Origin of the sequence: Bradyrhizobium sp. HKCCYLS1011 (assembly GCF_051167795.1) — a bacterium.
GTDB lineage: Bacteria > Pseudomonadota > Alphaproteobacteria > Rhizobiales > Xanthobacteraceae > Bradyrhizobium.
This window is the reverse complement of the sequence record NZ_JBNPTT010000002.1, coordinates 389,272-415,061: the sequence shown is the minus strand read 5'-3', so window position 1 is coordinate 415,061 and position 25,790 is coordinate 389,272. Positions and strand designations below refer to the sequence as shown.

Genomic DNA, 25,790 nt, shown 5'->3' with positions numbered 1-25,790 from the left:
CCTGGCCTCGGTGCCGCCGAGATCGACCTGGTCAGCCACTCCATATTCGCGATCAATATATTCGCGAGCGATCAAGCCCCTCGATCTTCACCTTTGCGGCGATCGAGCGTGCCCCCTTTAATGGGAATGGCAGAGGACGCTATCGCGTCAAGACGCGGACGCGACGGCGGATCCAGGCGATCGCCTGGATCCGGTAGATGGCAAGGACGGACACCCAGCTCATTGCCAGCGTGCCGGCCAGCACGATCACGGCTTTTGCCATCGCCGGCATTGCAAAGCCGAGGAGCGCATATTGCAGCCAGATCGAGAACAAATAGTGGACCAGATAGATGCCGTAGGTCTTGTCCTGCAGAGGCTCGAGCGCGGGAAGCGGCCGGTTGGCGAAACGCAGGACGAGCGCCAGCATGAACAGCACAGCGGCGGCGCAACAGCCGACGAAGCCAAGCGCCTGTCCGAACTGCACAACACGCGGCGCCGCACCATCGCTCGTCATCGCGAGCCCAACCATGCCGAGCCAGATCAGGAAACCGACACATGCGGCGGCGCCCACGGCAACCCAGCGATGCACGAGCCAGCCGTCGGGAGCCAGCAGGCCGCGCTCGATGCCAGGGGCGCCGACACAAATTCCGGCGAAGAAATAGACGAGGTAATGCAGCGGCCGGCAGTACTGGAACGAGAAGGGTCCAAGCTGAAGCCAGTCCCACGGATTGAAAACGAGAGCCGGTGGCACATAGGCGAGCGCGGAGGCGCACAACAGCGCGATCAGGAACGGCAGCGGGCGGGCTCCCAATTCGCCGACGCGACACCTGAGCGCGTCAACGTAGGGTCGCGCGAACAGGTACAATCCGGCAGCGATGGAATCGAATACCAACAGTACCCATAAGAACCAGGGCGGGCCGGAGGGCCAGAACGGCAGAGCCAGCCAATGCTCCCAGAACGCGGCAAGGCCTGGATCGACCGCCGTCACGCGGTAGACCGGGTAGTATGCCAAAGGCATCAGCAGGCCCACGGTGAGCGCAAAGGGTATGCCGATTCGAAGCAGCCGATCACGCAGGAAGATGCGGGCACCGCTGCGCGCCAGGCTCGGCCAGACGAACACCCCGGAGAGAAAGAACAGGAGCGATATGAGATAGATGTCCTGAAAGGCGCAGAAGATGTCGAAGCCGTACCAGCGTTCCTGATCGACAATCGGAATACTTCGCCATCGAAACGGCGGATCGTCGAAGTTGAACGAGGATGCAGGCGATGACCCGAGATAGGCCATCACCGCGTGCACCGCCACCACGATGATGATGACGATCACCCGCAGATTCTTGAGAGCAAGGCCGGGCGTGGACATATGATCTCGAAGCAGATGAAATGGTTCAAAATCAGGATGGTTCCTGGCGTGCGGTTCAGAAATGCGCTTCAGTTTCCCGGCGGGCCCGTCAAGCGAATGTCCGAACCGGGCCGCACTGGTGTGCTCAAATCCGAAGTTCGCTTGAGAGGCCGCTGCGGAAATGACGAACACTTCGGAATCGGACACTAGATCATGTCGCTGAAATTCAGGCTGGCCTCCCGAAACCTATTCCATGACCGCTTGCGCTTCATTGCGACGATCATCGGCATCGTGTTCTCCATCGTTCTGGTGACGGTGCAGATGGGCCTCTATGTCGGTTTCCGGCAGATGGTCACGACCATGATCGACCATGCCGGGGCCGATCTCTGGATCATCCCGGCCGGCACCAAATGTTTCGAGGATCCCTCGTTGCTGGACGAACGCCAGCGGTTTCGGGCGCTGGCCGTAAGCGGCGTCGCCGAGGTGACCTCTGTCGTGATCGGCTATGCGCAATGGCGTCTGCCCAATCGCACCACGACCCCAGTCTTCATGGTCGGGTCTGAACTCAACGGATTGGGATTGCATCCCTGGAACGTTGTCGCCGGCCGCACCGACGACCTCGCGATTCCCGGTGCCGTTGCCGTCGAGCAGTCCTATCTCCCGCGGCTGGGAGTCAGCGGCCCCGGCGACAAGGCCGAAATCCGCGACCGCAGCGTCCAGGTGGCCGCGGTGACCAAGGGCATCCGCTCGTTCACGACCACGCCTTATGTCTTCACTGAGCTCGATCGCGCCCGCCTCTCGACGGGGACGCCGTCCAACAAGGCATCCTATCTGCTGGTGCGTGTCGCGCCGAATGCCGATGTCGATCAGGTGCGCCGGGACCTGCGCGCGGGCCTTACCGACGTCGAGGTGCTGACGGGAAGCGAGTTTCGCAACCGCAGCCGGTCGTTCTGGCTGTTCGGCACCGGCGCCGGTGCCGCGTTGTTCGCGGGCGCCCTGCTCGGCTTCATCGTCGGGACCGTTATCGTCGCACAAACGTTATATTCGAGTACCAAGGACCACCTGAACGAGTTTGCGACCTTGCGCGCCATCGGATCGCCCGACCGTTACATCTACGAAGTGATCATCTGGCAGGCCGTGCTCAGCGCCATCATCGGCTTCAGCGGCGCCGCCGCCATCGGCGCAATCGTCGCCAGGATGACCGCCGAATCCGCGCTGCAGGTGGTGGTGACACCGGCATTGACCGTGGCGCTGCTGCTCCTGACGCTGGTGATGTGCGTGGGCTCCGCGATCGCGGCGATCGCCAAGGTCGTCCGCATCGATCCGACCCTGGTGTTCACGCGATGAGCGCGGCGCTGCTCGAGGCCGATAACATCGTCCATTTCCTGGGCCATGGTGCCGGGCGGGTGCAGGTGCTCAAGGGCGTCAGCCTGTCGCTGAGGGGCGGCGAGCTGGTGCTCTTGATGGGTCCATCGGGAAGCGGCAAGACCACGCTGCTGTCGATCATGGGATGCCTGATGAGCCCGGCCGAAGGGACCGTCCGCGTCGCCGGTCAATCCATTGCCGAGGCCGATGTGGAGATGCTGGCCAAGCTCAGGCGCGACCACATCGGCTTCATCTTCCAATCCTATCACCTGTTTCCGACGCTGACGGCCGAGGAGAACATTCAGCTCGCGCTGGATGTGCGAGGCGAGCGATCGCGCAGCGCCATCAAGGCAGCGCGCGAGGTCCTCGCCACGGTCGGCCTCGCGCACAAGCGCAAATCGTTTCCGCTCGAGCTCAGCGGCGGCGAGCAGCAGCGCATCGCGGTGGCGCGCGCGATCGTGGGCAAGCCCAGCGCGATTCTCGCCGACGAGCCGACTGGCGCGCTCGATGCCGAGAACGGACAGGCCATCATGCGCCTGCTCGCCGGCATCGCCAAGGATCCGTCCCGCGCCGTACTGGTCGTCACTCACGATCCCCGCACACTGCCCTTCGCCGATCGCATCGTGCATATCGAGGACGGCCGGATCGTCCGGGAAGAGACCGCCAATCCAGCCAGGAAAGTCGCGAACTCATGACCATGTCGAAGGTCATTCCAGAAGTGCAGCTCGGACGCGCCCGTCCGACGCGCGTGGTCCTCGCCGCCGTAGCTGCGGCCGTGCTGGCCGGCGCATGTCTCGTTCCGGCGCAAGCCGCAGATGAGAAGGCCGACGACAAGCAGTGGCTGGCCGTGGCGCCGGGGCGGGTCGAGCCGGTGTCCGGCGCCATCAAGCTTGCCGCGCCTATCATCGGGGTGATCGGCAAGGTGCTGGTCAAGGCCGGTGACACGGTGGCGGCGGGCGAGCCGCTGGTCCAGTTGAACGACGGCGAGGCCCGGGCGCAGCTGGCCTCCGCGGAGGCTCAGGCCGATATGCGCAAGCGCGTGCGCAACAAGGATGCGCCATCGTCATCATCCGCGCGGCGCCGCGCCGAGGATGCCGTCGCTGATGCCGAGACCGCCGTGTTCGAAGCGCAAGCGCTCGTCGACAAGGTGATCGCCGACAAGCGCAGCGGCAAGGCCAATGCGGATGTGGACGCGGCGCGCGCGGGCCTTGGCCGCGCCGAGACGCGGCTGTCGCAGCAACGCGACGAACTGCGCCGCGCCACGGACGAGGCGCCGCTGCCGACCGTTTCGGAAGGCGAATACAGCGTGGCGCTCGCCAACCTGGAGGCGGCGCGCGCCGGCTTGGAGAAACTGACGATCCGCGCGCCGATCGGCGGCACCATCCTGCAGGTCAATGCCAGGCGCGGCGAACTGGCCGCGCCGTCGGCGACGCAGCCGCTGGCGCTGCTCGGCGACATGTCGGCCTTGCGCGTGCGTGCCGAAGCGGACGAGCGCGACATCGACAAGATCAAGGCCGGACAGAGTGTGGTGGTGCGCGCCGCCGCATTCCGCGGCCGCGATATGGCCGGCAAGGTCGCCTCCGTTGCGCCGCTGGTCGAACAGGGGCGCAACTCAACGCTCAGCCAGCAGCGCAGCCTGACCGATGTCGATGTAGTGGAGGTGCTGGTCGACCTGACCGAGCCCGGCCCGCTCGTGACCGGCATGAAGGTCGACGTGTACTTCCAGAAGGAGAGCGCGTCGCAGTGATGCGACTGGCGCAGCGATGATGCAGCCTCAATTCCAGTGTCGTCCCGGCCAAGCCCGCAAGGGCGCAGAGCCGGGACCCATACGCCCAGGCCGGCGTAGGTAAGCAGACTGGGAGTCCCAGCGGCTGCGACAACACGGCCCTGTGGTTATGGGCCCCTGCGTTCGCAGGGGCGACACGAGAGAGTTGAGTTACTTCCTGCGTCTCACCCTCTCCCACAAGGCGAGAGGGTCACACCGGGCAAGCCGCACGATCTCACGAATTGCGACCTACTCCCCCTCGTCGCTCGCGAGCACGCCTTTCACCGCGCGAGCCCAGCCCGCGAGCTTGCGCGCGCGGGTGGCGGCGCTCATCGCCGGCCTGAAGCGGTGCTCCAGCCGCCAATTGTCGGCGAATTTCTCCGGCTCGGGATAGACGCCGGCCTTGAGGCCGGCGAGATAGGCTGCACCGAGCGCGGTGGTCTCCTGGATCATGGGACGATCGACCGGCGCGTCGAGCAAGTCTGCGAGACGCTGCATGGTCCAGTCCGATGCCGTCATGCCGCCATCGACGCGCAGCACGATGGTGGCGGCGCTGGCATCCGGCCAGTCGGCGCGCATTGCCGCCCAGAGGTCGTAGGTCTGGTAGCAGACGCTCTCCAGCACGGCATGAGCCAGCTCGGCCGGGCCGGTGTTGCGAGTAAGCCCGAACAGCGCGCCACGCACGCGCGGATTCCAATAGGGCGCGCCCATGCCGACGAAGGCGGGAACGAGATACACGCTTTGCAGCGAATCCGATTTGTCGGCGAGCGGCCCGGTCTCGGCGGCGTGCTTGATGATGCCGAGCCCGTCGCGCAGCCACTGCACCGCCGAGCCCGCCACGAAGATCGAGCCTTCCAGCGCATAGGTTCTGACGCCGTCGAGCTGATAGGCGATGGTGGTGAGCAGCTTGTTGTTCGACTTGACCGGCGTGCTGCCGGTGTTGAGCAGGGCGAAACAGCCGGTGCCGTAGGTCGATTTCATCATGCCCGGCGTGAAGCAGGCCTGCCCGATGGTGGCCGCCTGCTGGTCGCCCGCGATGCCGCAGATCGCGATCGAGCCGCCGAACAGCTCGGGCGTGGCCTCACCGAAATAGGCCGAGGAATCCTTCACCTCCGGCAACATCGAGCGCGGCACGCGCAGGATCTTCAAGAGCTCATCATCCCACTCGCCGCTGTGGATGTTGAACAGCAGCGTGCGCGAGGCGTTGGTGGCATCGGTCGCGTGCACCTTGCCGCCGGTGAGCCGCCACAACAGGTAGCAGTCGACCGTGCCGAACATCAGCTCGCCGCGGTCGGCGCGCTCGCGCGCGCCCGGCACGTGGTCGAGTATCCAGGCGACCTTGGTGCCGGAAAAATAGGGATCGATGATCAGGCCGGTCTTCTGCGAGATGATCGGCTCGAGCCCCTCTCCCTTCAGCTTGGCGCAGATGTCGGCGGTACGGCGGTCCTGCCAGACGATGGCGCGATGCACCGCCTGACCCGTGGCGCGATCCCACACCACGGTGGTCTCGCGCTGGTTGGTGATGCCGATCGCGGCGACGTCTTTGGCTTTCAGGCCGGCGCGCTCCAGCGCGTCGCGGCAGGTCATGATGGTCGAGGTCCAGATGTCCTCGGGCTCGTGCTCGACCCAGCCGGAGGCCGGGAAATGCTGCGGGAATTCCTGCTGCGCCACGGCCGCGATCGAGATGTCGGAGCGAAAAACCATGGCGCGCGAGGACGTGGTGCCCTGGTCGACGGCCAGCACGAAAGACATGATTGCGCTCCTTGTTTCATCCCGGAAGGCTGTTGTGGGGCGCCCAAGCAAGCGGATTGGAACGGGAAGGTCAATATCTTCCGCCGTCGTCCCGGCGAACGCCGGGACCCATACCGCGTTGTACCCTCGGTTGAAGCATGGTGCGCGGACGTTGGTCGTAACAACAACGGCTAGTGGTTATGGGTCCCGGCGTTCGCCGGGACGACAGCGGAGCTACACCGCCGCCGTGGTCACGCCGCCGTCGACCACGATGGTCTGGCCGGTCATGAAGGTCGAGGCATCGGAGGCGAGATAGGCCACCGCACCCGCGATCTCATGCGGCTCGCCGATGCGCCGCAGCGGCGTGGTGGCGCAGCGCTGCTTGAGGCGCGCCTCGTCCTCCCACAGCGCGCGGGCAAAGTCGGTCTTGATCAGGCCCGGCGCGACGCAATTGATGCGCACACCTTTCGGGCCCCATTCGCCGGCGAGGCTGCGGCACAGCGCGAAATCCGCCGCTTTGGAGATGCCGTAGGCGCCGATCACGGTCGAGCCGCGCAAGCCCCCGATCGAGGAGACGATGATGACGGAGCCTTTGCCGCGCGCGGCCATTGGCGGGATCGCCTTGGCGCAGAGCCAGAGATTGCTCTTCACGTTCGAGGCCATGATCTTGTCGAAGGCCTCGTCGGTGATGTCGAGCAGCGGACCATAATAGGGATTCACCGCGGCGTTGCAGACGAGGATGTCGACCTTGCCGTAGTGCTTCACCGCACCGTCGATCAGCGCGTCGACCTCAGGCCTGCGCGAGATGTTGCAGGCGATGACATGGGCATCGCCGCCGGCCTTGCGGATGCCGGCCGCCACCTCCTCGCAGGCGTCGGCCCTGCGGCTGGAGATCACCACCTTGGCGCCGAGCTGCGCCAAGAGCTCCGCCGAGGCGCGGCCGATGCCGCGGCTCGAGCCGGTGATGACGGCGACCTGGCCGGCGAGATCGAAGGGGGTGGTCTTCATTGTTTTTTCCTCCGCAGTACCCGCCTGCTCCGCAGTCATCGCCCGGCTCGACCGGGCGATCCAGTACGCCGCGGCGGTTGCGATCGAACCGCAGCGTCTCTGGAATACTGGATGCCCCGCCTTCGCGGGGCATGACGAACGCTCTGTGTGTTGAGGCCGCCTCGCGAGACAAAGACTTACACCACCCCGCCGGCCTCGCTGACGCGGCGGAGGTGATAGTCGGTGTCGCCGAACGTGGTCTCGATCATCGACAGCCGCTTGAAGTAGTGGCCGATCTTGGCCTCCATGGTCATGCCGATGCCGCCGTGGAGTTGGATCGACTGCTGGCCGATGAACTTGGCCGATTTGCCGATCTGCACCTTGGCTGCGGCGATGGACGTGGCGCGCTCTTTCGCGTCCTCGAAATCGCTGGCCATGGTCGCGAACATCGACATCGAGCGCGCCTGCTCCAGCGCGACAAACATGTCGGCCGCGCGGTGCTGCAGCGCCTGGAACGAGCCGATCGCGACGCCGAACTGCTTGCGGGTCTTGATGTACTCGACCGTCGTGTTCAAGGATTCGTCCATCAGGCCGACGGCTTCGGCGCAGAGCGCGACGCGGGCTTCATCCACCACGCGCTCGATCAGCGGCAGGCCATTCTCGGGGTCGCCGATCGCGGCGCCGACCTCGACGCCGGTGAAGGTAATGTCGGCGGCGCGCAGGCCGTCCTGGGTCGGATAGCCCTTCCGGGTGACGCCCTTCGCGTCGGCCGGCACGATGAAGACACCGATGCCGCTCTTGTCGCGCTGCGCGCCCTTGGTGCGCGCGGTGACGATGAGCGCGTCGGCACTGTCGCCGTTGAGCACGACGAACTTCTCGCCGTCGAGAACCCAGCCTTCGCCCTTCTTTTTCGCCGAGGTCGCGACATCGAACAGATCGTAGCGCGACTGCTTCTCGAGCTGCGCGAAGCCGTAGGTCTTGCTGCCGTCAATGATGCCCGCAACATGCACGCCTTTTTGCACGTCTGACGCGCCATGGCGCAGGAAGCCGCCGGCGAGCACCACCGTGGCGAGATACGGCTCGAGCACCAGTGCACGCCCCATCGCCTCCATCACGATCATGGTCTCGACGCCGCCAGCGCCGAAGCCGCCGTCGTCTTCCGAGAACGGCAGGCCGAGCAGGCCCTGTTCGGCGAGCTTGGACCAGATCGCTTTGCTCCAGCCGCTCTTCTCCGCCATGTATTTCTTGCGGCTGTCGAAATCGTAGGCATCGGCCAGCAGGCCGTCGACGCTTTCTTTGAGGAGCCGCTGCTCCTCGGTGAGATCAAAATCCATGTCAGTTGCTCTCTAGAACGCGGGCGCTGATGTGCCGCAGTTGTCGCCATTCATTCCGCCGTCATCCCCGCGAAAGCGGGGATCCAGTAAACACCGGCGCCGGTTATCGATCACGACCGCCGCGGCGTACTGGGTCCCCCGCCTTCGCGGGGGACGACATCTTCCTGAGTTGATGGAGCATCACAGCCCCAGCACCGCCTTCGAGATGATGTTGCGCTGGATCTCGTTCGAGCCGCCATAGATCGAGACCTTGCGGTTGTTGAAGTAGCTCGGCGCGATCTGCGCAGTCCAATCCATGGTCTCGTTGGAATCGTCGTCGCCGTGGACGTCGTAAGGCGCGGCGAACGGGCCGATCACCTCCATCAGCAGCTCGGTCGTGGTCTGCTGGATCTCCGAGCCCTTGATCTTCAGCACGGAGGATGCCGGATTGGGCTTGCCCTTGCCGTGCTTGCCCTCGTCGGCGACGACGCGGAGCTGCGTCAATTCCAGCGCCTTCAGCTCGATCTCACAGGCCGTCAGCTTCTCGCGGAAGGCGGGATCCTCCAGCATCGGCCGGCCGCCCGACTCGACTTTCGCGGCGAGCTCCTTGATGCGGCGCAGCCGCTCCTTGGAGACGCCGACGCGGGCAATGCCGGTGCGCTCATTGCCGAGCAGGAATTTGGCATAGTCCCAGCCCTTGTTTTCCTCGCCGATGAGGTTCTCGACCGGCACCTCGACGTCGTCGAAAAACACCTCGTTGACCTCGTGGCCACCGTCGATGGTCTGGATCGGGCGCACGGTGACGCCTTTCGACTTCATGCTGAACACGATGAAGGAGATGCCCATCTGCTTCTTCGCCGCCGGATCGGTGCGGCACAGGCAGAAGATCATGTCGGCATATTGCGCCAGCGTGGTCCAGGTCTTCTGGCCGTTGATGATGTATTTGTCGCCACGGCGCTCGGCCTTGGTCTTGAGCGAGGCGAGGTCCGAGCCCGAGCCCGGCTCGGAGAAGCCCTGGCACCACCAGTCGTCGACACTGGCGATGCGCGGCAAATACTGCTTCTTCTGCGCCTCGTTGCCGAAGGTGTAGATCACGGGACCGACCATCGACACGCCGAAGGCGAGCGGCTGCGGCGCCGGATAGGCCTGCAGCTCCTCGTTGAAGATGTAGTGCTGCACCGAGCTCCAGCCGGTGCCGCCATATTCAACCGGCCAGTGCGAGACGCCCCAGCCCTTCTTGTTGAGGATGCGCCACCAGGTCACCATCTCGTCCTTGCTGAGATGACGGCCCTCGACCAGCTTGCGCCTGGTCTCCGGCGGCACGTTGTCCTTGAAGAACTGCCGGACTTCCTCGCGGAACGCCTGCTCTTCCTTCGTGAATGCGAGATCCATCGGATGCTCCTTGTGTGTCGAATTAGTTCGTCTTGCTCAGCTGTCGTCCCTGCGAACGCAGGGACCCATAACCACCGGCCATCGTTGCGGGGCAAAGGCATCTGCCAGAATGCCCCAAGCGACATCACGCGGTATGGGTCCCGGGTCTGCGCTCCGGACAGCGCTTCGCGCTGCCGGGGCTTGCCGGGGACGACAGCCGTTTTTTTACTGCAGCACCTCGAACAGGCCGGCCGCGCCCATGCCGCCGCCGACGCACATCGTCACCACGGCATACTTCGCCTTGCGGCGGCGGCCTTCGATCAGCGCGTGGCCGGTGAGGCGCGCGCCCGACATGCCGTAGGGATGGCCGACCGCGATCGCGCCGCCATCGACGTTGATCTTCTCAGGGTCGATGCCGAGCTTGTCGCGGCAATAGATCACCTGCACCGCGAAGGCTTCGTTCAGCTCCCACAGGCCGATGTCGTCAACGGTGAGACCGTGGCGCTTGAGCAGCCGCGGCACCGCGAAGACCGGGCCGATGCCCATCTCGTCCGGCTCGCAGCCATGCGCGACGAAGCCGCGGAAGATGCCGAGCGGCTGCAGGCCGCGCTTAGCGGCTTCCTTGTCGCTCATGATCACGCAGGCCGAGGCGCCATCGGAGAGCTGGCTGGCATTGCCGGCGGTGATGGAAAAGCCATCGCCGCGCACCGGCTTCAGGCCGGCGAGACCCTCTGCGGTCGTCTCGGGCCGCGGGCCCTCGTCCTGCGACAGCGTGACGTCCTTGAACGAGACGTTGCCGGTCGCCTTGTCGGTCACCGCCATCTTGGTGGTGATCGGCGCCAGCTCGTCGTTGAACTTGCCGCCCTGCTGCGCGGCCGCGACCCGCCGTTGGCTCTCCAGCGAATATTCGTCCTGCCGCTCGCGCGAAATGCCATAGCGCTTGGCGACGACCTCCGCGGTGTCGATCATCGGCATGTAGACCTCGCCCTTGATCTCCAGCAGCGCCGGGTCCTGGGCATGGAAGCCGTTCATCTTGTCGTTCTGCACCAGCGAGATCGACTCGCCCCCGCCGCCGACCGCGATCTCGACGCCGTCGAAGATCACCGAGCGCGCCGCGAGCGCGATGGCCTGCAGGCCGGAGGCGCATTGCCGATCGATCGTGGTGCCGCCGACCGAGACCGGCAGGCCGGCGCGGAGCAGCGCCTTGCGCGCGATGTTGCCGCCGGTGGCGCCCTGCTGCAGCGCCGCGCCCATCACGACGTCCTCGACCTCGGCCGGATCGATCTTGGCCCGCTTGACGGCTTCGCCGATGGCGTGGCCGAGCAGAGTGGCGCCTTCGGTGACATTGAGCGCGCCGCGATAGGCCTTGCCGATCGGAGTGCGGGCGGTGGAAACGATGACGGCATCGGTCATGGACGACCTCCTATTGTTGTTGCTGGTGTTGTTGGGCTTGGATCGATGGAGATTGCTTCTGGCGCAGCTCGTGGCGCGACAGCTTGCCGACCGGCGTGCGCGGCAGTTCATCGACGAAGGCGACGGCTGCCGGCAGCTCGTGCTTGCCAAGCTTGCCGGTCAGAAATTCGCGCAGCTCGTCGATTGTGAACGGCTGGGCGCCGTCACGCAGCTTGATGAAGGCTTTCGCCGCCTCGCCGCGATAGGCGTCGGGAATTCCGATCACGATCACCTCCTGCACGGCAGGGTGGGTATAGATCGCCTGCTCGATCATCTGCGGGTAGACGTTGAAGCCGCCGGAGATGATCATGTCCTTCTTGCGGTCGACCAGGAAGAAATAACCGTCGGAGTCCATATAACCGATGTCGCCGGTGAGGAAGCGGTCGCCGACGAACGCTTCCTCTGTTTCCCCCGGCCTATTCCAATAGCCCTTGGTGACGTTCGGCCCCCTGATCCGGATCTCGCCGACTTCGTTCACACCGAGCACTTTGGCCGGATCGTCGAGCGACACCACGTCCATCTCGATGCCCGGCAGCATCAGCCCGATCGAGCCGGGCTTCTCCGGCCCTTCCTTCGGGTGCCCGGTGCCCGGCGAGCAGGTCTCGGTCATGCCCCAGCCGCTCTTGAGCTTCATGCCAACCCTGCGCTCGAAGATGCGGGCGACTTCGACCGGCAGCGGCGCGCCGCCGGAGCCTGCCGCTGTGAGCGAAGACAGGTCGCGCTTATCGAGATCCGGCAGGTTGGCGATCGCGATCCACATGGTCGGCACGCCCGGGAAATAGGTCGCGCGTTTGACCTCGATATCGCGCATCACGGCCTCGACATCGAAACGCTGATGCAGCGAGATCAGATTGCCGAGCCGCAGTGACGACAACAGCACCACCGTGAGCGCGTAGATATGGAACAGCGGCAGCACGCAGATGACACGGTCGCGGCTGCTGCGCTCCAGCCGGGCCGGCCGACCCCAGATCTCGTAGATCGACACCGCGGCAGTGAGATTGCCATGGGTCAGCATCGCGCCCTTCGGCAGGCCGGTGGTGCCGCCGGTATATTGCAGGAGCGCGACATCGTCCGCCGAGACGGCGGGCCATTGCGCCGGCGGCGCGGCGCCATCGACGAAGGCCTGGTGGGTGATGACGGCGGGATGATCGGGCAACGGCGCCTGCGGCGTGCCGACCTTGCCCCAGTGATCGTCTTCGCAGACGATCAGGCGATCGATCAGGCCCTTCTCGAGAAATTTCAGCGCAGTCGGGAGCAACGCGGCAAGGTTGGACGTGACCAGCACCCGCGCGCCGGAATCCTTCAGCTTGTGCGAGAGCGCGATCTCGCCGTCGAGCGGCGACAGATGCACGACGCGCGCACCCGCCTTCAGCGCGCCGAAGAAGTTGATCGGGTGATCCGGCGTGTTGCCGAGAAACAGCGCGATCGAGCTGTTCTTGCCGTAGCCCGCGCGCAGAAAGGCCGATGCCGCCTGCTCGGCGAGTTGCTCGAGCCTTTGGAAACTGATGGAGCGGTCGCGGAATTCGATCGCGTCCTGATCGCCGTAGTCGCGCACCGCCTGTGCGAGCAGATCGGGCAAGGTGCCCCGCGCGATCGGCTCATCCCATCGGACGCCTGCGGGATAGAATTGTTCACCAGGATGGGTCATGGAATGCCGAGCTGAAGGTAACAAATACTCTCGTCATTCCGGGGCGCGCGTAGCGCGAACCCGGAATCCATACTCACGATGGTGGTTATGGATTCCGGGCCTGCGCCTTTCGGCGCATCCCGGAATGACACGGCGAGATACGGGATACATCAAGCCGCCTTCGTCTCGGCCGCGAGCGAGGCGAACGTCCGGCCCTCGTCGGCGAGCTTCTTCAGAAGCGGCGCCGGCTCGAGCGACGGATCGTTGGTCGCCTTGGCGTAGACCGCGAGGCGATCGGCGATGTGCTTGAGGCCGACCGTGTCGGCCCAATACATCGGGCCGCCGCGGTAGATCGGCCAGCCGTAGCCATAGAGCCAGACCACGTCGATGTCGGACGGCCGCGCCGCGATGCCCTCGGCCAGGATCTTCGCGCCCTCGTTGATCATCGGATACATCATGCGCTCGAGGATCTCCTCGTCGCCGACGACGCGCTTCTTCAGGCCGAGCCGCGCCAGGGTCTCGTCGATCAGCTTCTCGACATCCGGATCGGGCAACGGCGCGCGCGAGCCCGCTTCATATTTGTAATAGCCCTTGCCGGTCTTCTGGCCGAAGCGGCCAGCTTCGCACAGCGCGTCCGCGATCTCGCTCTTGATGCCGCGATCCTTGCGCGAGCGCCAGCCGATATCGAGACCGGCAAGATCGCCCATCGCAAACGGGCCCATCGGCATGCCGAACTTGGTGACGACCGCATCGACCTGTTGTGGCAGCGCGCCCTCGAACAACAGCTTCTCGGCCTGCTTGCCGCGCTGTGCCAGCATGCGATTGCCGACGAAGCCGTCGCAGACGCCGACCACCGCCGGCACCTTGGCGATCTTGCGCGCGATCGACACCGCCGTGACCAGCGCATCCGGCGCGGTCTTCTCGGCGCGGACGATCTCGCACAGCTTCATCACATTGGCCGGCGAGAAGAAGTGCATGCCGAGCACGTCCTGCGGCCGGCTGGTCTGCTTGGCGATCTCATCGATGTTGAGATAGGAGGTGTTGGAGGCGAGCACGGCGGCGGGCTTGGCAAACTGATCGAGCTTGCCAAACACCTCTTTCTTGACCGCCATGGTCTCGAACACCGCCTCGATGACGAGGTCGGCATCCCTGACATTCTCCAGGCCGACCACGCCATTGATCAGCGCCATGCGCTTGGCCGGCGCATCCGCCGGGATGCCGCCACGCGCCGCGGTCGCCTCCCAGTTCTTCTGCATGATGCCCAGGCCGCGCTTGAGCTGCTCCTCGCCGGTCTCGATCAGCGTGACGGGAACGCCGGCATTGGCAAACGACATCGCGATACCGCCGCCCATGGTGCCCGCGCCGATGATCGCGACGCGTTGCACCGGACGCGACTTGGTGCCTTCGGGCACGCCGGCGATCTTCGACGCCTCACGCTCGGCGAAGAACGCATAGCGCTGCGCCTTGGACTGATCGCTGGTGAGCAGGCGGAGGAAATCCTCGCGCTCCTTCTTCAAGCCTTCGTCGAACGGGAGATCGATCGCGTAGCCGACCGCATCGGCGGCCGCGAGCGGCGCTTCCAGCCCGCGCGACTTCTTGGTGAGCGTGGCCACCGCGCTGGTGAAGATCGAGCGGTCGGCCTTGGCGGCCGCGAGCTTGGAATCATCGTCGCGCAGCTTGCGCAGCGGACGGCCTTCGGCCACGACCTTGCGTGCGAACGCCTCTCCGCCGGACGCCGGACCTTCGACGATCTCCTCGATCAGCCCGGCCTTATGTGCCTCCGCCGCGCCGATCGGATCGCCGCCGACGATCATCTTGACCGCGAGCTCGGGGCCGACCGCGCGCGGCAGCCGCTGGGTGCCCCCGGCGCCGGGCAACAGGCCGAGCTTCACCTCTGGCAGGCCGAGCTTGGCCTCCTTGGTGGCGACGCGATAATGACACGCCAGCGCCACTTCGAGCCCGCCGCCGAGCGCCGTGCCATGGATCGCGGCGATCACCGGCTTCGGGCTGTTCTCGATTGCGCTCAGGACGTCGTTCAGCGCGGGCGGCTTCGGCGGCTTGCCGAACTCGGTGATGTCGGCGCCGGCGATGAAGGTGCGGCCCGCGCAGGTCAGCACGATGGCCTTGATCGCAGGGTCCGCGACGGCGGCCTCGACGCATTCCAGAATGCCGCCGCGCACCGCGGCACTCAGCGCATTGACCGGTGGACTATCGACGGTCACGATACCGACGATGTCATGGGACTCGAGCTTCACCACTTCGCTCACGCTGCGCTCCTTGGGAATAGCGTTTTCTTGTTAGCCGATTGATTTGCCGCCCCGGACTTGCGTCGAGTAGCTACACGGCTTGCGTTTACCCGCTGCAGAACCCCAATTTCGCACTGCGAAATTCAATTCCGCATCTTGACATCAACGGTTATTTTGAAGCACGACCGTTGTCAACGAAGCAATCGACCACCGGTGAGATGAAACGTCCAGGGAAGAAAGCCGCGACCGATCGCAGCTTCGTCATCGCGCTGTCCCGCGGGCTCGACGTCCTGCGCGCGTTCCGTCCAAATGACGGACTGCTCGGTAATCAGGAGATCGCCGCGCGCACCAATCTGCCCAAGCCGACCGTATCGCGCCTGACCTATACGTTGACCAAGCTCGGCTATCTGATGCCGGTGCCGCGGTTCGAGAAATATCAGCTGGCGCCGGCGGCGATGGCGCTCGGTTACGCCGCGCTTGCCAATCTCGGCGTCCGGCATCTCTCCGAGCCGTTTCGCGAACAATTGATGCGGGAGACCGGCGGCGCGGTGGCGATCGGGGCGCGCGACCGGCTGAGCATGATCTATTTCGGACAGAGCCGGAACGGGGTCGTCAATGTTCAACTTGACGTAGGATCACGCATTCCGATCGCAACTACGGCGATGGGCCGCGCCTATATCTGGGCACTTCCCGATGAGGAACGCATTGCTCTCCTGCGCGAACTGCGCGACCATTACGGCAGCCGCTGGCCGAAGATGCGCGACGGGATCGAGCGTTCCGGCGAGACGGTTGCGAAATATGGTTTCGCGATCTCCGCCGGCGAATGGCAGGACGACGTGCATGCGGTCGGCGTCGCGTTGAAGCTGAATGACGGTACGGGACCGTACGCTGTGAATTGCGGCGCGCCGGCATTCCGCTTCACGGAGGAGCGGCTGCGCACCGACGTTGGACCGCGTCTGGTGGCAATGGTAAGGACCATCGAGGCGGCGCTCGGAGGGGTCGCGCCGCAGCCAACAAAGCAATTGAACTCAAAACAAACAACAAACAAAGAAAACAGCAAAAAGCTGAAGCCAGGAGGGAAAGTTGCCAAGGTTGCCGAAGGAATCAGACAGCCGTCATCGTCCTGACCGGACCAATGTGCACCGTATCGCTCCGCTGCATGGCAGGGGCGAGACGACATGACGCAGCTTAAGCTCGCGCAGGCTGCGGATCCGCTGCTTGCGGTGCGCGACGTCAGCGTCGTGTTCGGCGGCATCGTCGCGCTCAACGGCGTGTCATTCGACATGCATTACGGCCAGATCCTCGGCCTGATCGGACCGAACGGCGCCGGCAAGACGACGCTGTTCAACTGCCTCTCACGGCTCTATCAGCCCAGCGCCGGCGACATTCTGCTGGAGGGCCGCAGCATCCTGAAGCGGCCGCCGCACCGGATCGCCGAGATCGGCATCGGCCGCACCTTCCAGAACGTCGCGCTGTTTCCCAATCTTTCAGTGCTCGACAATGTCCGCGTCGGCACCCATGCCCGCACCGCGAGCGACATCATCTCGGATTCGCTCAAGCTCGCCTGGGTCCGCCGCAGCGAAGCGGCTGTCAACGCCAAGGTGCAGGAGATCCTCGCCTATCTCGAGCTCGAGAGCGTCGCCCACAAGACGGTGTCGGGCCTGCCATTCGGCACCCAGAAGCGCGTCGAACTGGCGCGCGCGCTTGCCGCAGATCCCAAGATCCTGCTGCTCGACGAGCCGGCGGGCGGCCTCAATCACGAGGAAGTCTATGTGCTCGGCGACCTGATCCGCCGCATCCGCGACCAGCGCGACGTCACGGTGCTCTTGGTCGAGCATCACATGGGCCTGGTGATGTCGATCGCCGATCACGTGGTGGCGCTGAATTTCGGCAAGAAGCTCGCGGAAGGCACGCCGGCCCAGGTGCAGGCCAATCCGGACGTGATCAAGGCCTATCTCGGGAGCAAGGATCAATGACGGCACTTCTGAACGTCAGGGATCTTCGCGCTTATTACGGCCAGGTGCAGGCGCTGCACGGCCTCTCCTTCTCGCTCAACGAAGGTTCGCTGACGACGCTGCTGGGCGCCAACGGCGCCGGCAAGACCACCACCTTGCGGGCAATCTGCAACATGGTGCGGACCACCGGCACGATCGAATTCGACGGCAGGCCGCTCACCAGCCGCTCGACCGAGGCCATCGTCAGCCTCGGGATCGCCCACGTGCCGCAGGGCCGCGGCACTTTCACCACCCTGACCGTGGAGGAGAACCTGCAGCTCGGCGCCTACACGCGCAACGACAAGACCACCATCGCCTCCGACATCGAGCGCATGTACGCCTATTTCCCGAAGCTGAAGGAGCGGCATACCCAGCAGGCCGGCACGCTCTCGGGCGGCGAGCAGCAGATGCTGGCGGTGGCGCGTGCGCTGATGCTGCGGCCGCGGCTGATGCTGCTCGATGAGCCGTCGTTCGGCCTGGCGCCACTGATCGTGCGCGACCTGTTCAAGATCCTCGGCCAGATCAATCGCGAGGAGAAGGTCTCCCTGCTCGTGGTCGAGCAGAACGCCCAGCTCGCGCTGGAACTCGCCGATCAGGCCTATGTCATCGAGACCGGCCGCATCGTGATGGCGGGCGGGGCCAAAGAGATCTCGAACGACGAAAACGTCCGCAAATCCTATCTGGGCTATTGAAGGGAGCGGCCATGGAACTTTTCACCAACCAGGTCCTGGCCGGCATCGCCACAGGCGCGATCTACGCCTGCATGGCGCTCGCGGTCGTGATGATCTACCAGGCGATCGACCATCTCAACTTCGCGCAAGGCGAGATGGCGATGTTCTCGACCTTCGTGTCCTGGCAGCTGATGCAATGGGGCCTGCCCTATTGGGCCGCGTTCCTGCTCACGCTGGCCTTCTCCTTCGCCGGCGGCATCGCAATCGAGCGCATCCTGTTCAAGCCGCTCGCGAAAGCGCCGATCCTGACCCAGGTCGCAGGCTTCATCGCGCTGTTCTCGATCATCAACTCCTGCGCTGGACTGATCTGGGACTTCACCATCAAGCAATATCCGACCCCGTTCGGCTCCGCGCCGTTCCTGGGGAGCCAGCTGATCTCGACCCATCAGGCCGGCATGATCGGCATCACCGTGCTGCTCCTGATCGGGCTCTATGTCTTCTTCCAGTATACCCGCGTCGGGCTTGCCATGCGCGCGGCCGCCTCGGTGCCGGAATCGGCGCGCCTGGTCGGCATCAACACTTCCTGGATGATTGCGCTCGGCTGGGGCATGGCGGCGGCGATCGGCTCGATCGCGGGCATGCTGATCGCACCTGTGGTCTTCCTCGAACCCAACATGATGGGCGGCGTCCTGATCTACGGCTTTGCCGCCGCGGTGCTCGGCGGGCTGACAAGTCCGTTCGGTGCCGTGGTGGGCGGCTTCCTGGTCGGCATCTTCGAAAATCTCGCCGGCACCTACATCCCGGGCGTCGGCAACGAGCTGAAGCTGCCGATCGCGCTGGCGCTGATCATCACCGTCCTGGTCGTCAAACCCGCAGGCCTGTTCGGCCGGCACATCGTCAAGCGAGTCTGATCCATGAGCGCAGTCGAGGAACTCGCAAGCCAGGCGCCCGCGGTCCAAGCCGTTCCGAAGCGCGCCATGACCTTGAGCTCGGGCACCGCTTTCGTGGTGGTGCTGCTGCTCCTGATCGTCCCGCTGTTCGCCAAGAACTTCGTCATCTTCCAGCTGACGCAGCTCCTGTACTACGGGCTCGCCGTGCTGGCGCTGAACATCCTGACCGGCGGTTCGGGCCAGTTCTCGCTCGGCCAGAGCGCGTTCTACGCCATCGGCGCCTATACCTCGGCGATCCTGATGGAGCAGTACGATGTCAACTACGCACTGACCTTGCCGATCGCCGGGATCATCTGCTTCGCGGCCGGGTTCCTGTTCGGCCAGCCGGCGCTGCGGCTCTCCGGCGTCTATCTGGCGCTCGCGACCTTTGCGCTGGCGACCGCGATGCCGCAGCTGCTCAAGCTCGGCTTCTTCGAGAAATGGACCGGCGGCGTTCAGGGCCAGGTCGTCACCAAGCCTGACGCACCGTTCGGCCTGCCGATGTCGCAGGACATGTGGCTGTACTACTTCACACTGGCTGTCACGATCGCGATCTACATCTTCTCGGTCAACCTGCTGCGGTCGCGCTCGGGCCGTGCCTTCATGGCGATCCGCGACAACGAGATCGCGGCCTCCGCGATGGGCATCAACGTGGCACTGTACAAGACGCTGGCCTTCGGCGTTTCCGCTGGCATCACCGGCGTCGCCGGCGGCTTAGGGGCCATCGCGGTGCAGTTCGTGGCACCCGACAGCTTCACGATCACGCTCGCCATCCAGCTGTTCCTTGGCATGGTGGTGGGCGGTGTCGGCTGGCTGCCGGGCTCGTTCATCGGCGCGGCGTTCATCATCTTCGTTCCGAACATTGCCGAGAGCATCTCCAAGGGCCTGTCCGGCGCCGTGTTCGGCGTGCTCCTGTTCCTGGTGATCTTCCTGGTGCCGCACGGCGCCAGGCAGGTGGCCATGGTGGGTCAACAGCTGCTCGAACGGGCGCGCAAACGCTGAAGATCTCTGAGTCTGGCTTAGTGTCAACCAGGAGGACAGTTTTGAACCTCAGCCCAATACTTCGAATCGCCGCGTTTGCGACGGCGGTCATCGCGCTCACCTCGGGCGGAGCACTCGCCCAAAAGAAATACGACGCCGGCGCATCCGACAGCGAGATCAAGATCGGCAACATCATGCCCTATAGCGGCCCCGCATCGGCCTTTGGCGTGATCGGCAAGACCGAGGAAGCCTATTTCAAGAAGATCAATGCAGAAGGCGGCATCAACGGCCGCAAGATCAGCTTCATCAGCTATGACGATGCCTATTCGCCGCCGAAGGCGGTCGAACAGATCCACAAGCTGGTCGAGGACGACGAGGTGCTTCTGGTTTTCAATCCGCTTGGCACGCCCTCGAACTCGGCGATCCAGAAATATCTCAATGCGAAAGAAATCCCGCAGCTGTTCGTGGCGAGCGGCGCCTCCAAGTGGAACGCCCCCTCGAGCTTCCCATGGACCATGGGCTGGCAGCCGAGCTACCAGGGCGAGGGCCGCATCTATGCGAAGTACCTCCTGAGGGAGAAGCCGGACGCCAAGATCGGCGTGCTGTTCCAGAATGATGATTTCGGCAAGGACTATCTCAAAGGCCTGAAGGACGCGCTCGGCGAGAAGGCCGACGCGATGATCGTGGCGGAGGAGAGCTACGAGACCTCCGAGCCCTCGGTCGACACCCATATCGTCAAACTGAAGGCCTCAGGCGCCGATGTCTTCTTCAGCGTGACCACACCGAAATTCGCCGCACAAGCGATCAAGAAGCTGGCCGAGATCGACTGGCACCCGATGCACCTCCTGGTCAGCATCTCGGCCTCGGTCGGCAGCGTGATCCAGCCGGCAGGATATGAGAATTCGCAAGGTATCCTGTCGGCCGCCTACGACAAGGACGCCGCCGATCCGCAGTGGAACAACGATCCCGGGATGAAGAAATTCACCGAATTTCTCCAGCAATATTATCCTGATGGCAACAAGCTCGACAGCTCGACCATCTATGGCTATGGCGCCGCGCAGACGCTGGTGAAGGTGCTGCAGATGTGCGGCGACGATCTCACCCGCGCAAATGTCATGAAGCAGGCCGCGAGCCTGAGGGATTTCCAGCCGGATACGCTGCTGCCGGGGATCAGGATCAACACGACACCGGACGACTTTGCGCCGATCCAGCAGCTCAGGATGATGCGCTTCAAGGGCCAGAACTGGGAGTTGTTCGGCGACATCATGAGCGGAGAGATGGAGAGGTGAGCCGCATGGCGGCGTGCTGGCCCGGCTATCATACCGTATCCAGCAGAGCCCCTGCGGTCACGCGCGGGGGCTGTTGTTTTCCGGTCATGCGATCGGAACGGCCCTGACGCCCACCTTTGGAGTCAGCAATCGGCATCGTTTGTTAACTCTTCCGCACTGCACCCGCGACCTGACATGCGGCCTTTGTCGCATGCACTCTCCCACGTAGCTTCTGTTATAGTCCCGGCGACAAGAAGAGCCTTCAGTAAAGGAGGCCAGCGACACGTCATCTTAAAATTGTCGTCAAGAAAACAAACCCGGAGGGAGAAACACATCATGAGCATTGCCCGGAAAGCAGTCGCTGCAGCGGCGGCCTTTGTCGTCCTTAGCGCTGCCGGCGCACTCGCCGCCGAGAAGAAATACGATCCCGGCGCATCCGATACCGAGATCAAGATCGGCAACATCATGCCCTATAGCGGACCAGCCTCCGCCTACGGCATCATCGGCAAGACCGAAGCTGCCTATTTCAAGAAGATCAATGACGCGGGCGGCATCAACGGGCGCAAGATCAATTTCGTCTCCTATGACGACGCCTACTCGCCGCCAAAAGCAGTCGAGCAGGCGCGCAGGCTGGTCGAGAGCGACGAAGTGCTGTTGATCTTCAACTCGCTCGGCACGCCCTCGAACTCGGCGATCCAGAAATACATGAATGCAAAGAAGGTGCCGCAGCTGTTCGTCGCAACCGGCGCCACCAAGTGGAACGATCCGCAGAATTTCCCATGGACCATGGGCTGGCAGCCGAGCTACCAGGCGGAGTCGCGCATCTACGCCAAATGGCTTCTGAAGGAGAAGCCCGACGCCAAGATCGCCGTGCTCTATCAGAACGACGATTACGGCAAGGACTATCTCAAAGGCTTGAAGGACGGGCTCGGCGCGAAGGCGGCATCGATGATCGTGGCCGAAGAGAGCTATGAGACCACCGAACCGACCATCGACAGCCATATTGTCAAGCTGAAATCATCGGGCGCCGACGTCTTCATCGACATCGCAACCCCGAAGTTTGCAGCACAAGCAATCAAGAAGACGGCCGAGATCGAGTGGAAGGCGCTGCACATCCTCAACAACGTCTCGGCCTCGGTCGGCAGCGTGATCAAGCCGGCCGGCTTCGCCAACGCTCAAGGGATCGTTTCCGCGCAGTACCTCAAGGACACCACGGATCCGCAATGGGGCAGCGACCCCGGCATGAACACCTATCTGGAGTTCATGACCAAGGATTTCCCGGAAGGCGACAAGCTGGATAACGGGACGGTCGTGGGCTACGGCGTCGCGCAGACCTTGGTGCAGGTGCTCAAGCAATGTGGCGACAACCTGACCCGCGAGAACGTGATGAAGCAGGCTGCCAGCCTGCGCGACTTCCGCACCGAGGTGCTGCTGCCCGGCATCACCATCAACACCTCAGCCACCGACTTCGCGCCAATCAGCCAGTTGCAGCTGATGCGCTTCACCGATGAGCGCTGGCAGTTGTTCGGCGACGTCATCTCGGCCGATGTCGGTGGCTGATCAGCTGCCGACGCTCGAGTGCGTCCCCCGCAAGGCTGCTTGCGGGGGTTTTCTTTTGCACACGGACAAGGGATAACGGCAGCAATGTCACATTTGCCCGGGGACCAATGACCGACCGCCGTCCGCTGTTGCGCGCAATCTTCGATGCCGCGGTTGCCGCGGCGCATCCCGACGTGGTGCTTGCCGCGCACCTGCCCGCGCCACCGCAGGGCCGCATCATCTGCCTCGCTGCCGGCAAGGGCGCAGCCGCGATGGCCGCGGCCGCAGAGCGGCACTATCTCGACACGCTCGACTTCGATCCTGCGCGGCTCACCGGTATCGCGACCACGCGCCATGGTCATGGCGTGCCGACGCGGCGGATCAGGGTGATCGAGGCCGGTCATCCGATGCCGGACGAGGCCGGGCTGAAAGCCGCGGACGGAACCTTGGCGCTGGCGGCTGAAGCCGGGCCCGATGATCTCATGCTGGTGCTGCTCTCCGGCGGCGGCTCGGCCAACTGGATCGCGCCCGCTGATGGCGTGACGTTCAGCCAGAAGCAGCAGCTGACGCGGGCGCTGTTGCGCTCCGGCGCACCGATCGGCGACATCAATACGATCAGGAAACATCTGTCGCGGATCAAGGGCGGACGGCTGGCCCGCGCCGGGCAGAGAGCCAAGATCGTCACGCTGGCGATCTCCGACGTGCCGCACGATGATCCGTCCGCGATCGCCTCAGGGCCGACGGTGCCGGATCCGACGACGCTTGCCGACGCACGCGCGATCATCGCGAAATACAAGCTCGCTTTGGACCCGGCGGTTGCGCGCGCGCTCGACAATCCCAACAACGAAAGCTGCAAGCCGGGCGATGCCGCCTTTGCGCGCACCAGCTTCGTGCTGCTCGCGCGCCCGCGCGCCTCGCTCGATGCGGCGGTCGCGCGTGCCAAAGAGGTCGGCTATGACGTGATCGACCTCGGCGCCGATCTCGAAGGCGAGGCGCGCGAGGTCGCCGCCGACCATGCCAAGCTCGCGCTTTCGGCCCGTGCACAAGGCCGTCGTGTCGCGATCCTCTCCGGCGGCGAGCTCACGGTCACCGTCACCGGAAATGGCCGTGGCGGCCCCAACCAGGAATATGCGCTGGCGCTCGCCGGCTTGCTGAAGGATACGCCTGATGTCGCAGCGCTGGCCGGCGACACCGACGGTGCCGACGGAGGCGGCGGCAGTGCCTCCGATCCGGCCGGCGCAATCATCGACGGCGCAACGATTGCGGCGATGCACGCGCAGGGGCTCGATCCGCAGGCCTATCTCGCCAACAATGACGCCACCGGCTTCTTTGCTGCGACCGGCGACCTGTTGCAGACCGGGCCGACGCTGACGAATGTGAACGACGTCAGGGTGATCTTGGTGGATTGATGCGTCACGTCATTCCGGGGCGGTCCGTCAGGACCGAACCCGGAACAACACCGAGGACCTCAAAATTCCTGCGCGATCTTGGTCAGCATCGACAGCAGCGTCTCGCGACCATCGGAGCCCAACAGCTCGTTCAACCGCGACTCGTGCTTGGAGATGACCAGCTTCTTGGCTCGCGCCAGCACGCCGCGACCCTTCTCGGTCAGCACCAAAATGTGCGAGCGGCGGTCATGCGGCGAGCGGACCCGGGTGCAGAGGCCGCGGCTCTCCAGGCTGTCCAGCAGCGAGACGAAGTTCGGCCGGAGAATGCCAAGCGTGTTGGCGATCTCGGTCTGGTTGCGGCCGGGATTGTTGTCAAGCAACAGCAGCACCGAGAACTGCGCCGGGGTCAGTTGCAATGGCGCAACGCAGCTCAAAAAGTCCTCGAACACCTTGAGCTGAGCCCGCTTGAGCACATAGCCGAGCAGATCGGACAGCTCGCCCAACTGCACCGCTTGCGTCTCGTTGGCCGGTTCGGCAGGCTCCTTCGGAATCCTGGCTTGACCGGTCCGGGCTTGACTGCTTCCGGCTGGATTTTTGGCGCCGTCAGCCATCGCAGTTCATGGTGAGGGTCATGGCGTCGGGCTCCCATCCCGCTCCCGAAGGCCGCATTGTTACAGTGGCCTTGAGATTATACTTGATAATTGTTATCCACCATATCAAACATCCGCAGCCGATTTCAACTGCTGCGACCGAACGGCGGCGCGTGCCGGCCCGATCCGGTCATCAAAGGGGGAGCGTCCGGTCTTGAACACAACGATCATGCTGTTCCTGCTGCAGGACGGCATCACCAACGGCGCGATCTATGCCCTGCTCGGGCTGGCGCTCGTGCTCGTGTTCGCGGTGACGCGCGTGATCCTGATCCCGCAGGGCGAATTCGTCACCTATGGCGCACTGACCTATGCCTCGCTTGCGTCCGGCCAGATGCCCGGCACCGCCAAGCTCGCCTTCGCCATGGGCCTTGTCGCCTTTGCCTTCGATCTCTACGCGGCGCGCAAATCGCTGCATTGGCAGCGCATTGCGCGCGCTTTCGCGCTCAATGTCGTCTTCCCCGGCCTGGTTCTGGCCGCGACCGTCTGGGCTGCCGGCCAGCGTCCACCGGCCGGGATCAACCTCGTGCTCGCACTGCTGATCGTGGCGGCGATCGGGCTGTCGCTCTACCGCGTCGTGTTCCAGCCCTTGGCGCACACCTCGGTGCTGGTGCTGCTGATTGCCTCAGTCGGCTGCCATCTGGCGCTGCAGGGCTTGGGGCTATTGTTCTTCGGTGCCGAGGGCCAGCGCGGCCCGACCCTACTCAATGCCTCTGCCGTGCTGGGTCCCCTGCGCTTTACCGGTCAGGGCATGGCGGTCTACGGCATCACCGTCGCCTTCATCGTCGCGCTTTGGCTGTTCTTCGGGCTCACGCTCTACGGCAAGGCGCTACGCGCCACGGCCGTGAACCGGCTCGGCGCGCGGCTGGTCGGTATTCGTACCACGCTGTCGGGCCAGATCGCCTTCCTGCTGGCCGCCACGATCGGCGCACTGTCGGGCATCCTGATCGTGCCGATCACGACACTCTACTACGACTCCGGCTTCCTGATCGGCCTGAAGGGTTTCGTCGCGGCGATCATCGGCGGCCTCGTCAGCTATCCCCTGACCGCCGTCGCGGCGCTCTTGGTCGGGATCGTCGAGGCCTTCTCCTCGTTCTACGCCTCGAATTTCAAGGAAGTGATCGTCTTCACGCTGCTGATCCCCGTCCTGGTGTTGCGCTCGCTCGCTGCGCCTGCGGTCGAAGAAGAGAAGGACTAG

21 protein-coding genes are annotated in these 25,790 nt (G+C 64.5%); 12 read left to right on the top strand and 9 right to left on the bottom strand.

The features are described from left to right. Positions 1–139: 139 nt before the first annotated feature. Positions 140–1,339 (bottom strand): acyltransferase family protein, encoded by a 1,200-nt coding sequence (locus tag ACQR1W_RS06480; RefSeq protein ID WP_434850016.1) that lies wholly within the window; start codon positions 1,337–1,339, stop codon positions 140–142. Between the two features lie 192 nt (positions 1,340–1,531). On the opposite strand from ACQR1W_RS06480, the gene ACQR1W_RS06475 reads away from it, so the two are divergent. Genes ACQR1W_RS06475 through ACQR1W_RS06465 form a run of 3 tightly spaced genes read left to right on the top strand, consistent with a single transcriptional unit; the run spans position 1,532 to position 4,430 of the window. Further along, positions 1,532–2,665 (top strand): ABC transporter permease, encoded by a 1,134-nt coding sequence (locus tag ACQR1W_RS06475; RefSeq protein ID WP_434850015.1) that lies wholly within the window; start codon positions 1,532–1,534, stop codon positions 2,663–2,665. Continuing rightward, positions 2,662–3,378, top strand: a complete 717-nt coding sequence (locus ACQR1W_RS06470; protein WP_434850014.1) for an ABC transporter ATP-binding protein — start codon at positions 2,662–2,664, stop codon at positions 3,376–3,378. The genes ACQR1W_RS06475 and ACQR1W_RS06470 overlap by 4 nt, the downstream gene beginning before the upstream one ends. Next, the gene (locus ACQR1W_RS06465; RefSeq protein ID WP_434850013.1) at positions 3,375–4,430 is read left to right on the top strand and encodes an HlyD family secretion protein; all 1,056 of its coding nucleotides are present in this window, start codon (positions 3,375–3,377) and stop codon (positions 4,428–4,430) included. Before ACQR1W_RS06470 ends, ACQR1W_RS06465 begins: the two co-directional genes overlap by 4 nt. A 267-nt stretch (positions 4,431–4,697) precedes the next feature. Here ACQR1W_RS06465 and glpK read toward each other — a convergent pair whose 3' ends face one another. The 7 genes from glpK to ACQR1W_RS06430 form a co-directional block, all read right to left on the bottom strand. After that, complete coding sequence (gene glpK / locus ACQR1W_RS06460) at positions 4,698–6,200, bottom strand: glycerol kinase GlpK (protein ID WP_434850012.1); 1,503 nt, start codon at positions 6,198–6,200, stop codon at positions 4,698–4,700. A gap of 213 nt (positions 6,201–6,413) precedes the next feature. Next, complete coding sequence (locus ACQR1W_RS06455; RefSeq protein WP_434850011.1) at positions 6,414–7,187, bottom strand: SDR family NAD(P)-dependent oxidoreductase; 774 nt, start codon at positions 7,185–7,187, stop codon at positions 6,414–6,416. A gap of 176 nt (positions 7,188–7,363) precedes the next feature. Then, entirely contained in the window at positions 7,364–8,500 is a 1,137-nt protein-coding gene (gene pimD, locus ACQR1W_RS06450) for a pimeloyl-CoA dehydrogenase small subunit (protein ID WP_434850010.1), read from the bottom strand. A 180-nt stretch (positions 8,501–8,680) separates the two neighbouring features. After that, entirely contained in the window at positions 8,681–9,871 is a 1,191-nt protein-coding gene (gene pimC, locus ACQR1W_RS06445) for a pimeloyl-CoA dehydrogenase large subunit (protein ID WP_008971975.1), read from the bottom strand. A 204-nt stretch (positions 9,872–10,075) separates the two neighbouring features. After that, positions 10,076–11,263, bottom strand: coding sequence for an acetyl-CoA C-acyltransferase (locus tag ACQR1W_RS06440; RefSeq protein ID WP_434850009.1), 1,188 nt, complete (start codon positions 11,261–11,263; stop codon positions 10,076–10,078). 10 nt (positions 11,264–11,273) lie between these two features. Continuing rightward, positions 11,274–12,950 carry a dicarboxylate--CoA ligase PimA gene (gene pimA / locus ACQR1W_RS06435; protein ID WP_434850008.1) on the bottom strand — a complete coding sequence of 559 codons (1,677 nt, stop codon included), beginning with the start codon at positions 12,948–12,950 and terminating at the stop codon, positions 11,274–11,276. A gap of 149 nt (positions 12,951–13,099) precedes the next feature. Next, on the bottom strand, positions 13,100–15,196 hold the full coding sequence (locus tag ACQR1W_RS06430; protein WP_434850007.1) for a 3-hydroxyacyl-CoA dehydrogenase NAD-binding domain-containing protein: 2,097 nt from the start codon (positions 15,194–15,196) through the stop codon (positions 13,100–13,102). A 197-nt stretch (positions 15,197–15,393) separates the two neighbouring features. Between ACQR1W_RS06430 and ACQR1W_RS06425 the strand changes: the two genes are divergently transcribed. The 8 genes from ACQR1W_RS06425 to ACQR1W_RS06390 all read left to right on the top strand — a co-directional run bounded on the left by ACQR1W_RS06425 (position 15,394) and on the right by ACQR1W_RS06390 (position 23,966). Then, complete coding sequence (locus ACQR1W_RS06425; protein WP_434850006.1) at positions 15,394–16,302, top strand: IclR family transcriptional regulator; 909 nt, start codon at positions 15,394–15,396, stop codon at positions 16,300–16,302. A gap of 51 nt (positions 16,303–16,353) precedes the next feature. After that, positions 16,354–17,151, top strand: a complete 798-nt coding sequence (locus ACQR1W_RS06420; protein ID WP_434850005.1) for an ABC transporter ATP-binding protein — start codon at positions 16,354–16,356, stop codon at positions 17,149–17,151. Next, positions 17,148–17,861 carry an ABC transporter ATP-binding protein gene (locus ACQR1W_RS06415; RefSeq protein WP_434850004.1) on the top strand — a complete coding sequence of 238 codons (714 nt, stop codon included), beginning with the start codon at positions 17,148–17,150 and terminating at the stop codon, positions 17,859–17,861. Before ACQR1W_RS06420 ends, ACQR1W_RS06415 begins: the two co-directional genes overlap by 4 nt. Before the next feature lie 11 nt (positions 17,862–17,872). Continuing rightward, positions 17,873–18,751, top strand: coding sequence for a branched-chain amino acid ABC transporter permease (locus ACQR1W_RS06410; RefSeq protein WP_434850003.1), 879 nt, complete (start codon positions 17,873–17,875; stop codon positions 18,749–18,751). A 3-nt stretch (positions 18,752–18,754) separates the two neighbouring features. Beyond that, a complete protein-coding gene (locus ACQR1W_RS06405) occupies positions 18,755–19,771 on the top strand; it encodes a branched-chain amino acid ABC transporter permease (protein ID WP_434850002.1) in 1,017 nt (338 codons plus the stop codon). A 41-nt stretch (positions 19,772–19,812) separates the two neighbouring features. Next, a complete protein-coding gene (locus ACQR1W_RS06400; RefSeq protein ID WP_434850001.1) occupies positions 19,813–21,039 on the top strand; it encodes an ABC transporter substrate-binding protein in 1,227 nt (408 codons plus the stop codon). A 315-nt stretch (positions 21,040–21,354) separates the two neighbouring features. Then, positions 21,355–22,578 carry an ABC transporter substrate-binding protein gene (locus ACQR1W_RS06395; protein WP_008971275.1) on the top strand — a complete coding sequence of 408 codons (1,224 nt, stop codon included), beginning with the start codon at positions 21,355–21,357 and terminating at the stop codon, positions 22,576–22,578. A 107-nt stretch (positions 22,579–22,685) separates the two neighbouring features. After that, on the top strand, positions 22,686–23,966 hold the full coding sequence (locus tag ACQR1W_RS06390; RefSeq protein WP_434850000.1) for a glycerate kinase type-2 family protein: 1,281 nt from the start codon (positions 22,686–22,688) through the stop codon (positions 23,964–23,966). A 59-nt stretch (positions 23,967–24,025) separates the two neighbouring features. Here the strand turns inward: ACQR1W_RS06390 and ACQR1W_RS06385 are convergent, their stop codons facing one another. Then, the gene (locus tag ACQR1W_RS06385; RefSeq protein ID WP_434849999.1) at positions 24,026–24,556 is read right to left on the bottom strand and encodes a MarR family winged helix-turn-helix transcriptional regulator; all 531 of its coding nucleotides are present in this window, start codon (positions 24,554–24,556) and stop codon (positions 24,026–24,028) included. Positions 24,557–24,749: 193 nt separating this feature from the next. On the opposite strand from ACQR1W_RS06385, the gene ACQR1W_RS06380 reads away from it, so the two are divergent. Continuing rightward, the gene (locus ACQR1W_RS06380; protein ID WP_434849998.1) at positions 24,750–25,790 is read left to right on the top strand and encodes a branched-chain amino acid ABC transporter permease; all 1,041 of its coding nucleotides are present in this window, start codon (positions 24,750–24,752) and stop codon (positions 25,788–25,790) included.

Bases quoted from the DNA above. Each gene is read 5' to 3' on its own strand.
- glpK (WP_434850012.1), bottom strand. From the start codon at position 6,200: ATGTCTTTCGTGCTGGCCGTCGACCAGGGCACCACGTCCTCGCGCGCC.
- ACQR1W_RS06455 (WP_434850011.1), bottom strand. From the start codon at position 7,187: ATGAAGACCACCCCCTTCGATCTCGCCGGCCAGGTCGCCGTCATCACC.
- ACQR1W_RS06480 (WP_434850016.1), bottom strand. From the start codon at position 1,339: ATGTCCACGCCCGGCCTTGCTCTCAAGAATCTGCGGGTGATCGTCATC.
- ACQR1W_RS06390 (WP_434850000.1), top strand. From the start codon at position 22,686: ATGACCGACCGCCGTCCGCTGTTGCGCGCAATCTTCGATGCCGCGGTT.
- ACQR1W_RS06440 (WP_434850009.1), bottom strand. From the start codon at position 11,263: ATGACCGATGCCGTCATCGTTTCCACCGCCCGCACTCCGATCGGCAAG.
- ACQR1W_RS06425 (WP_434850006.1), top strand. From the start codon at position 15,394: ATGAAACGTCCAGGGAAGAAAGCCGCGACCGATCGCAGCTTCGTCATC.
- pimC (WP_008971975.1), bottom strand. From the start codon at position 9,871: ATGGATCTCGCATTCACGAAGGAAGAGCAGGCGTTCCGCGAGGAAGTC.
- ACQR1W_RS06385 (WP_434849999.1), bottom strand. From the start codon at position 24,556: ATGGCTGACGGCGCCAAAAATCCAGCCGGAAGCAGTCAAGCCCGGACC.
- ACQR1W_RS06410 (WP_434850003.1), top strand. From the start codon at position 17,873: ATGGAACTTTTCACCAACCAGGTCCTGGCCGGCATCGCCACAGGCGCG.
- ACQR1W_RS06465 (WP_434850013.1), top strand. From the start codon at position 3,375: ATGACCATGTCGAAGGTCATTCCAGAAGTGCAGCTCGGACGCGCCCGT.
- ACQR1W_RS06405 (WP_434850002.1), top strand. From the start codon at position 18,755: ATGAGCGCAGTCGAGGAACTCGCAAGCCAGGCGCCCGCGGTCCAAGCC.
- pimD (WP_434850010.1), bottom strand. From the start codon at position 8,500: ATGGATTTTGATCTCACCGAGGAGCAGCGGCTCCTCAAAGAAAGCGTC.
- ACQR1W_RS06470 (WP_434850014.1), top strand. From the start codon at position 2,662: ATGAGCGCGGCGCTGCTCGAGGCCGATAACATCGTCCATTTCCTGGGC.
- ACQR1W_RS06475 (WP_434850015.1), top strand. From the start codon at position 1,532: ATGTCGCTGAAATTCAGGCTGGCCTCCCGAAACCTATTCCATGACCGC.
- ACQR1W_RS06420 (WP_434850005.1), top strand. From the start codon at position 16,354: ATGACGCAGCTTAAGCTCGCGCAGGCTGCGGATCCGCTGCTTGCGGTG.
- ACQR1W_RS06415 (WP_434850004.1), top strand. From the start codon at position 17,148: ATGACGGCACTTCTGAACGTCAGGGATCTTCGCGCTTATTACGGCCAG.
- pimA (WP_434850008.1), bottom strand. From the start codon at position 12,950: ATGACCCATCCTGGTGAACAATTCTATCCCGCAGGCGTCCGATGGGAT.
- ACQR1W_RS06395 (WP_008971275.1), top strand. From the start codon at position 21,355: ATGAGCATTGCCCGGAAAGCAGTCGCTGCAGCGGCGGCCTTTGTCGTC.